The organism is Paenibacillus sp. BJ-4 (assembly GCF_020404765.1).
In the GTDB taxonomy this organism is placed as follows: domain Bacteria; phylum Bacillota; class Bacilli; order Paenibacillales; family Paenibacillaceae; genus Paenibacillus.
Map to the genome: position 1 here is coordinate 12,269 of NZ_JAIVEM010000030.1, position 13,266 is coordinate 25,534.

Genomic DNA, 13,266 nt, shown 5'->3' on the forward strand with positions numbered 1-13,266 from the left:
GACACCCTTTCTCCTGCGGCTTTGATGTTCTTTTCGCGTTGCTTAATGTCCTTATATATTGAGTGATGCTCTTATCCTTTTACTGCCGGAAAAAGGGATGTGGCCCATTCCAGCAGACGCTGATCCTGTCCCGGGCCGGCGATGAGAGAAATACCGACTGGGCATCCCAGTACCTCGGCAGCGGGGATCGTAAGCTGCGGCAATCCCGACAAGCCGGCAATGCAGGTCAAACGCATCGTTTTCACTCTTCGTTCTTCAATTAAAGGTCCGCCCAGTCCCAGCTTCGGGGCCGCTCCAGTAGTCGTCGGTATCACAAGCACCGTATCCGTTCCGAGCAGGTCAGTCATGTGCTTGCACACCTCAAGCCGGCGTTCTGCTTCCTTCTCCTGATCGGCACGTTCAATGGTGCCTGCCCAGGAGAATCGCCCGGCTATATCCGATCCGAAGGCCGGCTGCTCACGTTCAATCCAGTCCCTATGCTCCTGCCATATTTCGTAGCCTTGGATCGTCCTGAACATGGTCATCCATTCAGGTAGACCCTGCGGGGCGATGCAAACAGTTTCATGGCTCGCAGCTAGGCCGCACAGCAACTCCAGGCAAGGGGCAAGCGCCTCTTTGCTCTCAGTGTCAGCCAGCTCCCAGGCATCTTCACCGATTAGCACCGTGCTAAAGTCAGAAACCGAGGCTATCTGTGGCAAAAGCACTTTACCTACCCGACGCAGCGTCTCGGGATCGCGTGCCATCCAGCCAACGGTGTCGAAGCTGGCGGCGAGCGGAATAACGCCTTTCTCGGAGACAATGCCATGCGTCGGACGCATTCCATAAACTCCGCAGTACGAAGACGGCACACGTACCGATCCTCCCGTATCCGTTCCAAGGGCAAAGTCGGCAAGCCCTGCGGCGACGGCAACCGCTGATCCGCTGGATGAACCACCAGGGATACGGTCCCGGGCCTTCGGATTCACCGGTGTTCCGTAATGGACATTTTCACCGTTCAGGCTGAACATCAGCTCATCCGTATGTGTCGTACCCGTTAGTCGCGCCCCCTCCAGCAGCAGCAGGCTGAGCGCTTCCGCGTGCTCCACCGCCGGGCCGTGCGTCTGGAGCCAACATGGATTGCCCGCGCCGTTTGTATAATCACGTACAGCAAACACATCCTTGACCATAAAGCTGAGTCCACTCAGCGTTCCCTGTCCTGTCGGTTCAACCGTCACCTGATTGACAACGGCGTTCCATTGATCTTTCATCGAGTCATCCCATCCTTTCCGATCACCCTTCCAGAGGGGCCAGCTCTTCCGCTGTATTTCCCTCTTTACGGGCCGCTGCCCCGTTCAGCTCTTTCACCAGCCAGTTGGAATTGGCGACGAAGCCATAGCATTGCTTAATATTGTATAAAGTGGCTTCTATGCAGAAAGCTGGGGAGCTTGTTGCCGAGCAGTCCTCCAGAAGTATGCCGTCATATCCGAGACAAGCCGCGTCCTGCAGTGTATGCATAACACACTGATCAAGATTTACCCCGGCAAATAACACCGTCTGAATATTCAGATTGCGCAGAATGCTATCCAGTGGTGTGTCCCAAAACCCGCTCATGCGGTATTTATCCACATAGATATCATCAGGGGCCGAATCCAGATCGTCGACAATTGCCGCTCCCCAACTGCCTTTCTCTAGCACCTTAGAGCCGTTCCCCGGCAGCGGGTCCCCGATGCCGTTGCCACGTCCGTCTGGATTGTATACATGAAGCACGGATGGCGGCACGTTCATCCGGTCTTCCCGGTTGCCCCAGTTCACCCAGATGACAGGCACACCCGCTTTACGCAGCTCAGGCAGCAGCCGGTTCAGCCGACTGACCGGGTTCAGGAGCGGTGATGTATCTGCTCCGATGGAATCCAGCCAGCCTCCCGGTGTGCAGAAATCATTCTGCATATCGATGACAATGACCGCCGTATGCTCCAGATCAAATATGAGTTCCTGCGGCTGTGCAGGAAGGGTTACGGACTTGCCGTGCTTTTGCGTCCGTCTTAGATCCACCAGCGTTTCGGACACTTGCCAATAGCTCTTTCGATTTCCAAGTTTGAACATATAAAATTCCCTCATTTTTCTAAAAATTCTGGTTTGAGGCTTTAAATACTTTTGGTTCACGTTCATGGTTTCATCAGATATTCGGTCGTGAACGCCTTGGCAACATCCTGTGCCTTCGTTAATCCTCTGCCCTTGATCATCTGATCCTGCAGGGTGTTCCAGCGTTCCTTTGTCATGTAACCGATACCGTTTGCCTCGGATTCCTTGTTAAGAATAAAGGTTTTTTCCTGCACTGCCTCATAATTCATTGCTTCTACCGTCATATCCGGATTGTAGGTCTGAATGAACGGGTTTACCTTTTTATAGTTGTCAAGATAATAGCTCCAACCCTTCTGACTTGCCTGCACCACAGCCTCTACGACATCAGGGTGCTCTTTAAGGTAATCTTCGGTTGTGAAAAGAACATCTGCATAGTTCGCATAACCGGAATCGGCGATTTTCAGATAGTCCACCTCAACCCCCTGCTGGGAAAGCGCGTAAGGCTCGTTCGTGATGTAACCCTGATTGAGCGAATTGGGGTCATTGATAAAATTGACAAGCTGTCCGTTATACTTCATTTCTTTTACATCTGTCAGATTGTATTGGCTCTTAATATATTCCCAGTAAGGCACCGCTGTACCGATGTATACGGTTTTGCCGTTCAGGTCTGTGAAATCCTGGATGTTTTTCCCTTTGTGGTACATAAGAACCTGCGGTGTGCTCTGAAAGCCGGCAAGGATACCGACAACAGGGATTCCCTGTTCCCGCGCCTTCAAAATTTCATCCGCATAAGAGATGCCGAATTCAGCTTTGCCTGCAGCGACAAGCTGCATGGTTGACACCTCGGGACCTCCCGGCTGAATCGTCATGCCGATCCCCTTGTCCTTATAGTAGTTCTGCTGCAATGCCGCAAAATAGCCTCCATCTTCACCTTTGGAGTACCAGCCCTCGATCAGTCTCACCTGCTTCAGATCTGTTCCGGCTTCCCCTTTCGCCGGGGCGGAGGATTCTGGAGCGAAGGAATTGGAGCATGCGCTCAGAAGCAGCATGATCAAAGCTGCAGCCGACAGCAGCCACTTCTTGTAACGTAAGTTCATATGATGTTTGGACATGTTGGATCCCTCTCCCGGTTCTGGTATCATTTCATTGCCGACTCATGCCAGGACTTCAAAAGCTTGTTCGACACCATGTTGATGATCAGGAAAAATGCTATTCCCAAGGCCGATGCCGCTAAACCGCAGGCGAACAGGTAAGGAGTTTGCAGGCGGGTTGCCGCAACGGTAATCCCGTATCCGAGTCCACCCTGTCCGCCACCAATGCCTGCAATGTATTCACCCACGATCGCTCCGACAACCGAACTGGAGCATGAAATTTTCAGCCCTGCCATGATGTACGGGAGTGCCGCCGGAAATCGCAGCTTCCAGATTGTTTGCAGCTTGCTCGCATTATACAAATAGAATAAATTTTTCATGTTCTGATCCGTTGAGTTCAATCCGATCAGCGTATTCGATAAAATCGGGAAAAAGCTGATTAGGAATGAGATGATCACAATGGCATTAATTCCCGCTCCGAACCAGATCACAATGATTGGCGCTACCGCTACGACCGGAATAGTTTGCAGGATAATGGCGTACGGATATACACTTTTTTCCACCGTTTTGGATAGCGCCAGCAGAATGGCTAATGAAATACCGAGCACTACACTGATCGCAAAACCGATCAACGCCTCTACAATGGTTGTGCTTACCGACGTAATCAGATTCGTGCTGTTCTCGGCGGCGGCTGCCGCAATATCGGATGGCTTGGGCAAAATATACGGAGGCATTCCGATCATCCGCACGATCATCTCCCATCCGCCGATAAACAGGACAAACACGACTAATGGCGGCAGAATTTTCTTCAGCAGGCCCAGGACCTGATTCTCGCCTGCCGGATAACTGCTGCGGGCATTTCCCTTCCCAGAGGCCCGGATACCTGCTGCCGTTTCAACGGCTGGATTAGCTGCCATCTCTTCCATTTTCCTTCCCTCTCCTCTCATTTCTGGCTATCAATGCTTCAGCACAGCGGACACGCTGCGTACATATTCACCGAATTCAGGACGGGTCCGGAATTCATCATCCCTCGGATAAGCAAACGGAATATCGATGAAATCCGAAATTTTACCGGGACGGGGCGTCATCACCACTACTTTTGTCGATAGGAACACACTTTCAAACACGTTATGCGTAATGAACAGAACCGACATCTTTTTGTCCTGTTCCCAAATATTCAGCAGTTCATCCTGCAGCGTCTGCCTGGTAATTTCATCAAGGGCGCCAAACGGTTCATCCATTAACAGCAACTTGGGTCTGGATATCAACGCTCGTGCAATCGATACTCTCATCTTCATTCCGCCTGACAACTCACGGGGCAGCACCTTCATATAATTCTTCAGGCCTACCAGCTCAAGAACCCGCTCCCCTTCGGTAATACGCTCCTTCCTGGATACGCCGCGCAAAGTAAGAGGCATGGTGACATTATCGATCAGCTTGGCCCATGGCAGCAGGGTATGCTCCTGAAATACAAAGGCAATCTCATTCTGTTTGCGCGCTTCCTTCGGCGAGGTGCCCAACACGGTCAGATGACCGGAGGTCGGTTCCGTCAAACCGGCAATCATATTAAAAATGGTCGATTTACCGCAACCGGAAGGGCCGACAAAACAGAGAAATTCCCCTTCCCCCACATGCAGATCCGCATGCTGCACGGCTACAGTGCCATTGGGGTAGATTTTGCCGACATCATCGATAACAAGCATGGAACGGCTGTCCTTTTCGGCCGCAACCTGTTGATTTTGGGTAAGCTGCATCTGAATCCCCCTCTTCTCTTTGAAGTTGTGTCCTATCATAAAGCTAAAAAATATTTATGTAAATATTCCTTACACATTTTTAGCTTTTAATCTAACAAGATGGGCTTCTTATTGGTTTTAAAACAGAATCATCAGTAATTTGTGTTAACTTATATAACATTAAAGAAACAAAAAGGATTGCAGAAATTCGACGAAAGCCTATATAATTGCTTAAAAGTCACGCTATATCCGGGACCTGAATCATATACGCATCATGGGAGTGATTTAATATGCATTTAACTGTAGAAGATGCCTTGACGGTCTATCCGTTATCGGAAGGGAAGTTGGCAGCCGGTGAAAAAGGAATTTCCCGAACGATCAGCTCTATCAATTTGATGGATGCGCCGGATGTGATCAACTGGATGAAAGAAGGGGAACTGCTGCTGACTACAGCTTATGCGATCAGGGATTCACCCGAGGAATTTGTCAATCTGCTGCAAAAGCTGAATGAACGGGGAGCCTCCGGGCTTGGTATCAAGCTTGGCCGTTACTGGGTGGAAATTCCAGAGATTGCCCTGGTTGAAGCCGATCGGTTGGGCTTCCCCCTAATTGAGCTCCCTTTTGAATTCACCTTCTCCGAGCAGATCACCGCTCTCTTCCAATCCGAGTTCCAACGCGATACCCGCAGGCTGAATGAATTACTTGAAACGCAGAAGAAGCTGGTTGATTTCGCCATGCAGGCGGATGAGTACACCAATTATTTCCAAAGCATCACAAGCATTTTGGGGCGTCCTGTAGCCATCGTCACCTCTGAGGGACAGACCTTGTATAACGTGACACGCTGTTCCGAAATGGAGCTGTTGAGCGACTGGCCCTGGCATCAGGACAATCGGTTTTATAAGGCGGCCAACAACCTGTTGTATCGGGTCCCCCTGCTGAAAAACGGAAAATCATACGGTTACTTGCTTGTTCAGACCGAAAATCTGCTGGAAGCCCATGATATGGAGGGCATTTTTCACCAGGCTGCCGTTATTCTTTCCTATCATTTGGAGGTCATCCGGAATCAGGAGGCTTCTGCGGTAGGCAGTCGTCTTGGCACGGCCATGGAACGTTACTTGAAGGGAAACGCCTCCCGAAAAACGGTGCTCGAATTTGCCGAAGCGTTGGGAAGCACATTTTGGAGCACTCCCTACGTATGCATGGTATCTTCCACAAGAGCTGATGCATGGGACCATGAGAGTCAGCGCCGCAGACTGAGGGAGATTCAGGATAAGCTACAGGACCATCCGAAGACGGCCTCCTTGGAATCACATCATTTCTACGTGATGAACCGCGTATATTCCCTCTTTCCCATACCGGAAGAGGAGGCCAAGGAGCGCAGGCAGTATGAGAATTCTGCACGTTTGTATGCGGATTTGATGCATGCATGGGACCACGGAGTAGGAGCAGGGACATGTTTTATCAGCAAAGTCAGAATGGGTATGGAGGAGTTCATAGACGGCTTCCGGGAGTGCGCCGAGGCCGAGAGAATCAGCACGGAGCTCGGTTTAAGCGAACCGGTTGTCATGTTTATCGACCTGGAATTCATTTATCTCTTCAAGCATATTCCGCAGGAGGTTATGAGCAGGTACTGCTCTTATTTGTTCCGTCCATTGCTGGACAAGGACGAGGAATACGCCGGCGAGATGATGCACACGCTTGAAACCTATTTCGTTAACAACGGCCAGGTGAATGAAACCGCGCGTGAGCTGTTTATCCATCGCAACACGGTGTTATACAGGCTGGAGAAAATTTCGGGGCTGCTGAATCTGGATTTGAAGAATACCGACCACCTGCTGCTGTTAAAGCTGGGGCTTATGTTTAGGCACTTGATGCCGCCCGACAGACAGGCTTGATTTGAAAATAGCCCGAATGCACTCCTTGTACATCGAAACAAAGTCCCCTACTAAGAAGACTCCAAAACCATGGTCAAAGCGGAGCTGGAGTCTTCTTTTTCTTAGGAATGAACATTCAAAGCGGGATGTAAAAAATTCAAAAAACGACTTTTGGAACAGCCCTTTCAGTCTTAAGTTTTGATGCCGCGGATCAGTATCAGGCTGACACTACTTTACGCATCCAACGTATACAAGGGCAGGTTATCCGGCAAAGCCGCCGGGCGCAGGCATGTGCTCTGCATCGGATAGAATGTCTGCTCATCGGAGGAATCATGGAACGCCCACATCGCCTCCAGCACATGGTAGGCCAATTCACCGCTGGCGCGATGAGGCCGTCCGCTACGGACAGCGTAGGCCATATCGGCAACGCCGATGCCCCGTGTGTTCTCCTGATAGCCCGGCAGCAGCGGTGCCTCTGTCCATTTCTGCTCGCCGAGCAGCCTGTAGCGAACCGGCCCTCCGAACGTGTTCGGGTCAGGCACCTGCAGCGTGCCATGAGTACCATATACCTCGATCGGTGGCAAAGTGCTTCCACCAAAGATGTCAAAGCTGGTAATCAGCGTGCCGACAGCCCCCTGCTCGAAGCGCAGCAATCCGGCCACATGCGTCGGAATGTCGACCGGAATGGTCTGACCTCTTTTTTTCTCGCTCGTAATCGTTCGCTGATCCATCGACTTGCTTGTCATGCCTGAAATGGTGGCAATCGGACCAAGCAATTGCACCAAAGCCGTCAAATAATATGGCCCCATATCAAACATCGGGCCACCGCCGACAGCATAATAAAATTCAGGATCAGGATGCCAATGTTCATGTCCACGGCTCATCATGAAGGCCGTAGCGGCTACCGGACTGCCAATGATCCCGTCCTCAATCAGCTTCAATGACGTCTGTATGCCGGAGCCGAAGAAGGTCTCCGGTGCGCAGCCGACAAGTAGTCCCTTGCGGCGGGCCAGCTCCAAGACAGACCGACCCTGTTCACGGGTGACCGCAAGCGGCTTCTCCACATAGACATGCTTGCCTGCCTCAAGGGCTCTGAGGCTTACGTCGGCGTGAACAGCCGGAATGGTCAAATTAATGATGAGTTCGATCTCCGGATCAGCCAGAATCTCGTCTACCGAATATACGTTTGGAACGTTGTACGCTGCCGCCTGCTCCTCTGCTCGGCCCTGGTCCAGATCCGCTACTGCGGACAACTCCAGAATGTTGAAGCGATGGCAATTTTCCATGTAAATTCCGCTGATTTTACCACAACCGATAATGCCCACTTTCATTTTGTTCATGCCTGGACTCCCTTCATCTTCAGAAAAATGGGTAATGCACATCCCTTACTGCATCCGACACCATCCTGTCCGCGCTACCGCTGCTGGCTGTCTGCCATGCCGTATAAGCCTTTGCCAGAGAGCTGCCCCGGGCAGCCGCGGTTTGTTTGCCTGCCGCAGCCCACAGGAACCCGCTACGCATCATCTCCCTCACTTGAGGCATATCTATGATATCCGCGTGGTGTCCCAGCGAATTATAGAAAACGCGACCGTTCCCCCAGCGCTTCGTCCATACAACGGGAATATCCACCGGCCCATTGGCCGAATGTGGCCCCGGTACGACCGGGAAGCGTGTGGTTGCCAGCACTTCAACTGCCGGGTCTATGTGGAGATAGTACTGCTCGCTTTTGACTTGAAAATCCTCAATATGGTCCAGCAGCGGGCTGGAGCCGCGCTTCATGTTCACCATATACTCCACTCCGTCATTGCCAGGATGTGCAACCCATTGCCCGCCTGTCATGAACTGCCAGTCCACATTGTTCCGGAAGGCATCACACATGCCGCCATGGCAGCCTGCCAGGCCTACGCCGCTCTGAACCGCTGCCGAAACATTATTGACCAGTTCCTGCTCAATCTGTCCCATGGTCCACAACGGAACAATCAGATCCAGGCCAAGCAGTTTCTCCGTATTCTGATAGGCGTTAAGGGTATCCGACATCTCCACCTCGAACTGCTCTTCCTTCAGAATCCGTTCAAAAATGGCCGCCACCTGCTCCGGCTCATGTCCGTCCCATCCGCCCCATACAATCAGTGCCTTGCTCATCTGTAATCCACTCACCTTTCAGAATGTGATGTTATCTTACATTTCTTCAATGGATACCCAGCGGCGTTCCGCTATGGATCGTTCCACTGCTTCAAGCACGGCCTGGCATGCGACCCCGTCGTGGAAGTTCGGCACAGGTTGCCGTCCTTCGGAGATGGCATTCAACATCTCAAGCATCTCGTGGGTGAAGGTATGCTCGAATCCGATCGTATGTCCCGCAGGCCACCAGGCCTCGGAGTACTTATGTGCCGGATCGGTGGCGAGTACGCGGCGGAAGCCCTGAACACCCTCCTCATCCTGCGTGAAATACACTTCCAGTTCGTTCATCCGTTCAAAGTCAAACCGCACACTGCCAAGACTACCGTTGATCTCGAATGAATTTGTGCTCCGGTGTCCGGCCGCAAACCGTGTGGCCTCGAAGCTGCCCAGCGCACCTCCGGCGAAACGTGCCAGGAACAGCGTGGCATCATCGACCTTTACTTCCCCCATCGGCGCATTCGCCCCGGCGCTGCCCTTGGCGCTCAATCCGGTCATCTCCAAAGCCAGCGGGCGCTGTTTGATGAACGTCTCGCTCATGCCGATCACTTCATGGAACTCGCCGACCAGGAAACGGGCGAGATCAATCAGATGGGCGCCAAGATCACCATGAGAGCCAGAACCGGCCACTTCCTTTTGCAATCGCCAGACCAGCGGGAAGGACGGGTCCATGATCCAGTCCTGAAGGAAAAAGGCACGGAAATGATAGATTTTTCCTAGGCGACCACTCTCGACTAGCTGCTTCGCCAGCTGGACAGCCGGGGAGAAGCGGTAATTAAAGCCGATCATATGTCTGACACCCGCTTTCTCCGCTGCCTGCAGCATGTCGCGGGAATCCGCCAGCGAGAGTGCAAGCGGCTTCTCACAGAACAGATGCTTACCATGGAGGGCAGCCTCAATGACAATTTCCTTATGAACATCACTCGGGGCGTTGATATCAATGAGATCAATATCATTACGTTTCACAAGATCACGCCAATCGTTAACACTATCGATCCAGCCAAACTGGCGGGCGGCCGCCTGAACCCCCTGTTCGTTGCGCCCACAGATGACAGACATCTCCGGCTGTAGCGGGGCACTTGGGAAGAACATGGGCAGACTGCGGTAAGCGTTGCTGTGAGCCTTGCCCATAAATTTATAGCCAACCATTCCGATACGAAGACGATTAGACATGTCGGTATCCTCCTTATGGATCTGAGCTGAGTCACAACGGATTGTTGACGATACGGTTATTGACGAACGGATGACGCCCTGATAATCAGCTCCGTGGACAGAAGCTCTCTTATTGAGGCGCACCCGGTCCGGTCCAGGGCTGGAATGCGGTCCAGAGAATCCGGTATAAGCTTTGAGGCCGCAAGCTCCCCCATCTCATAAAAGGGAACGCGGACACTGCTCAGCGGCGGAACGGACATATCGGCGGCATCCGAATCGTCATAGCCCACGAACGCCGGGAACCGGTCAACTCCCAGTCCGCGCTCGCGCAGACCCTGCATCACTCCGATTGCCATCCGGTCGTTCGCTGCAAATACGGCATCAATATCATTCAGCCTGCCTGCGATTGTAGCCGACGCTTCGAGCCCGCTTCGACGGCTGTAATTGCCCTCCAGAAGCAGCTCGTGATCATATTCAACACCGGCCTCCTGAAGCGCGGTGCGGTACCCCTTCAATCGTTCAGTACTGTTGGAATAGATATCCGGCCCGTTGAGAAAGGCAATCCGCTTGCACCCCTGCTCAATGAGGTGACTAACAGCCGTCCGGCTTCCCTCCACATGGTCTGCATCCACTTCACAGAACGACTGTCCTGTAAAATGATGATTCATGACGCAGAACGGACGACCTTCTTCCTGAAGTCTCTTAAGCGCTTCCAATTCATCGTGGTCATCCCTAGCTCCAAGGATGATACAAGCATCGACCTTTTGCTGGCGGAAAAGACCGCTGTAATCCATCCCTTCCCCTGGCTTCCGGAACAATAGTAGCAGATCGTGCCCGCTGTCCCTGGCCTTGCTTCCGATGCCACTCAGCATCTCGGAGAAAAAATAGGCTGAGAACAGGTGCGCCTTCGGTACATAGGGCATAACCACACCAAGATGACCGCTCTTGCTTCGAGCAAAGTTGCGGGCCAGCGCACTGGGAACATATCCAAGCTGATTGGCGGCGTCCAGGACCCTTCTCCGTGTCTCTTCCTTGATGGGACCGGCCGCGTTCAATACCCGCGAAACCGTTGCTTCAGACACGCCGGCGAACTCTGCTACTTCCTTGCGCGATGCGATATTGCCCACCTCCAGTTATTTAATGTACGCGCGTACATTTTCTCATGCAGCCATCCCTCTGTCAATCCTAAAGATACTCGTTGACCATCTTCCCGTTCTTTTTTTGTATGTTTTTGACCTTAACGTGATCGTGTTTCTTTTCCCATTTTTATCTCTCCTTGTTTTAGGGCACACAAAAAGGAGAACGCAAAAAAGATATACAGGGTATGAATATCTTTTTTTGTGTTCTCCTTTGTAACGATAAGCCACTTTTTGGACTAGCTAGTCTTTTTTAGTAGGGATATAAATTTACTTTAAACAGTACGACATTATCCCAAATTGATGTTCAGCTCTTTCTATCTTCTTTGGTAATCAGAGAGCTGTAGGCTGGAATCATGACTGTTCCTTTCTTCACCTTCACATCCTTCGAGGTAGAAAAGACCACCTTCCACTTGCCCTTATCCGAATCTTTAATCTGCAGGGTAACCGGCTCTCCGGACAGGTTATGATATACATATAATGTTTCTTTGCCTGAAGTGCGTTTAAATGCGGTTACGCTGGCATACCCTGTTTGGACCGGTTCCAGACTGTCGCTGCGGAGAGCTTCATGTTCTTCCCTCAGACGGATGAGCGTGCGGTAGCTTTCCAGCAGGGAATCATCGTCCCGCAGCTGCGCTTCAACCGATACTTCGCCTGTGTTGTATTTGGGTTTCTCCCACGTCGTTTGGCCGGGGCCATCTCCCTTGTACCAGCGCATAGGCTCCCGTAAGTACTCATCGGGCTTTTCACCCTTCATCCCGATTTCTTCCCCGTAATAAAGAAACGGCTGCCCTGGCAACGTCAAAAGAATCGAAGCGGCCAGCTTGGCTTTTCGCACATCCCCGCCCAGTTCACTCATCACACGGGTCTGATCATGGTTACTCAGGAATGGAGCATCGAGTGCCGCCTTATTGTACGATTTGTACAATTTCAGCGTTTTCTCGGTGAATGTCGCAATCCCCTGATCCCGGCCATTTTTTATGGAATTCAAAATCGTTCCGCCCAAGTCAAAATTAAAGAGGGAGTGAAGCGGTCCGTAGTAAGGAGCTATCGTCTCCGGTTTGTCCCATACCTCCCCTGCCAGATATACATCTGGATTTACCTTCTCCATCTCGGAGCGGAACTCATTCCACCAGGCGATGTTTTTATCAGCCCCCTCCTTTGTCTGTCCTTTAAAAATATGCATCGCTGCGTCAAGTCGGAACCCGTCTGCACCCTGCTGCAGCCAATACTTGCCGACCTTGATCATTTCTTCGCGAACCTCGGGATTGTCGAAGTTTAAATCCGGCATTCCCGACCAGAACGTGCCGTAGAAATACCCTTCACCATTCGGATTCTTATGACATACCTGTTGTCCCCACGAGCCTTTTTCATCCAGATCTGTGTTCTTATCTGCCCATACGTAATAGTCGCGATATTTGCTTTGCGGGTTGGCGCTGGCCTCCTTGAACCAAGGATGATCGCTGCTCGAATGATTGATAACAAGGTCCATGATTAGCTTGATGCCCTTTCGGTGCGCTTCTTTCATCAAGGTGCGGAAATCATTCAGATTTCCATACTGAGGATCCACTTGGTAGTAGTCGGTTACATCGTATTTATGGTAGCTTGGAGACGGATTGAGGGGCATAAGCCAGAGACCGTTGACCTGCAGATCCTGGCTCGAACGTGGTTTGCCGTCGTTTAGGTAATCAAGCTTTTGTGTAATCCCTTTCAAATCACCGTGACCGTCTCCATTCGAATCATAAAAAGAATTAATATAAATTTCATAAAACACGCCGCCTCCAGTAGAAACGGGGGGCTTTTCCTGCTCGGCCATTGCACCTGAAGCGAACATCATGAGCATAGGTACCGTCAACAGAGAGGTGGACAATTTTCTTAAGCGTTTGTTGCGTGTCAAAACATATCAACTCCTTTAATTGTTATGGATGTGTTTTCATTATAAAGAGAAAAAATCCAAAAAAGGAGGATGTTATTATCTGTTTTGGTGGAAAATATCGATCTCTTTGTTATATCCCTGTAACGAACGAAAATGCGGCATGCT

General features: G+C 51.3%; 10 protein-coding genes and 1 pseudogene. 1 reads left to right on the forward strand and 10 read right to left on the reverse strand.

All coding sequences use genetic code 11. The features are described from left to right. Window positions 1-71 precede the first annotated feature (71 nt). The 5 genes from LCF57_RS06930 to LCF57_RS06950 form a co-directional block, all read right to left on the reverse strand. Window positions 72-1,247, reverse strand: coding sequence for an amidase (locus LCF57_RS06930; RefSeq protein ID WP_226000050.1), 1,176 nt, complete (start codon window positions 1,245-1,247; stop codon window positions 72-74). A 22-nt stretch (window positions 1,248-1,269) separates the two neighbouring features. Beyond that, entirely contained in the window at window positions 1,270-2,082 is an 813-nt protein-coding gene (locus LCF57_RS06935) for a cysteine hydrolase family protein (protein ID WP_226000051.1), read from the reverse strand. Window positions 2,083-2,144: 62 nt separating this feature from the next. Next, on the reverse strand, window positions 2,145-3,173 hold the full coding sequence (locus LCF57_RS06940) for an ABC transporter substrate-binding protein (RefSeq protein ID WP_226000052.1): 1,029 nt from the start codon (window positions 3,171-3,173) through the stop codon (window positions 2,145-2,147). A 26-nt stretch (window positions 3,174-3,199) separates the two neighbouring features. Next, entirely contained in the window at window positions 3,200-4,078 is an 879-nt protein-coding gene (locus LCF57_RS06945; RefSeq protein ID WP_226000053.1) for an ABC transporter permease, read from the reverse strand. Window positions 4,079-4,108: 30 nt separating this feature from the next. Next, a complete protein-coding gene (locus LCF57_RS06950) occupies window positions 4,109-4,906 on the reverse strand; it encodes an ABC transporter ATP-binding protein (RefSeq protein WP_226000054.1) in 798 nt (265 codons plus the stop codon). A 269-nt stretch (window positions 4,907-5,175) separates the two neighbouring features. Between LCF57_RS06950 and LCF57_RS06955 the strand changes: the two genes are divergently transcribed. Continuing rightward, on the forward strand, window positions 5,176-6,780 hold the full coding sequence (locus LCF57_RS06955; protein ID WP_226000055.1) for a PucR family transcriptional regulator: 1,605 nt from the start codon (window positions 5,176-5,178) through the stop codon (window positions 6,778-6,780). Window positions 6,781-6,992: 212 nt separating this feature from the next. On the opposite strand, the gene LCF57_RS06960 is transcribed toward LCF57_RS06955, so the two are convergent. The 5 genes and pseudogenes from LCF57_RS06960 to LCF57_RS06980 all read right to left on the reverse strand — a co-directional run bounded on the left by LCF57_RS06960 (window position 6,993) and on the right by LCF57_RS06980 (window position 13,122). Beyond that, complete coding sequence (locus LCF57_RS06960) at window positions 6,993-8,099, reverse strand: Gfo/Idh/MocA family protein (RefSeq protein ID WP_226000056.1); 1,107 nt, start codon at window positions 8,097-8,099, stop codon at window positions 6,993-6,995. Window positions 8,100-8,173: 74 nt separating this feature from the next. After that, window positions 8,174-8,901, reverse strand: a pseudogene (locus LCF57_RS06965) (ThuA domain-containing protein). A 36-nt stretch (window positions 8,902-8,937) separates the two neighbouring features. Next, window positions 8,938-10,110: a Gfo/Idh/MocA family protein gene (locus LCF57_RS06970; protein ID WP_226000058.1), complete on the reverse strand. Its 1,173-nt coding sequence runs from the start codon at window positions 10,108-10,110 to the stop codon at window positions 8,938-8,940. Window positions 10,111-10,166: 56 nt separating this feature from the next. Continuing rightward, window positions 10,167-11,222 (reverse strand): LacI family DNA-binding transcriptional regulator, encoded by a 1,056-nt coding sequence (locus LCF57_RS06975; protein WP_264083520.1) that lies wholly within the window; start codon window positions 11,220-11,222, stop codon window positions 10,167-10,169. Between the two features lie 310 nt (window positions 11,223-11,532). Next, window positions 11,533-13,122, reverse strand: coding sequence for an alpha-amylase family glycosyl hydrolase (locus tag LCF57_RS06980; protein WP_226000060.1), 1,590 nt, complete (start codon window positions 13,120-13,122; stop codon window positions 11,533-11,535). Between the last annotated feature and the right edge of the window lie 144 nt (window positions 13,123-13,266).

Bases quoted from the DNA above. Each gene is read 5' to 3' on its own strand.
- LCF57_RS06930 (WP_226000050.1), bottom strand. From the start codon at position 1,247: ATGAAAGATCAATGGAACGCCGTTGTCAATCAGGTGACGGTTGAACCG.
- LCF57_RS06935 (WP_226000051.1), bottom strand. From the start codon at position 2,082: ATGTTCAAACTTGGAAATCGAAAGAGCTATTGGCAAGTGTCCGAAACG.
- LCF57_RS06940 (WP_226000052.1), bottom strand. From the start codon at position 3,173: ATGTCCAAACATCATATGAACTTACGTTACAAGAAGTGGCTGCTGTCG.
- LCF57_RS06945 (WP_226000053.1), bottom strand. From the start codon at position 4,078: ATGGAAGAGATGGCAGCTAATCCAGCCGTTGAAACGGCAGCAGGTATC.
- LCF57_RS06950 (WP_226000054.1), bottom strand. From the start codon at position 4,906: ATGCAGCTTACCCAAAATCAACAGGTTGCGGCCGAAAAGGACAGCCGT.
- LCF57_RS06955 (WP_226000055.1), top strand. From the start codon at position 5,176: ATGCATTTAACTGTAGAAGATGCCTTGACGGTCTATCCGTTATCGGAA.
- LCF57_RS06960 (WP_226000056.1), bottom strand. From the start codon at position 8,099: ATGAACAAAATGAAAGTGGGCATTATCGGTTGTGGTAAAATCAGCGGA.
- LCF57_RS06970 (WP_226000058.1), bottom strand. From the start codon at position 10,110: ATGTCTAATCGTCTTCGTATCGGAATGGTTGGCTATAAATTTATGGGC.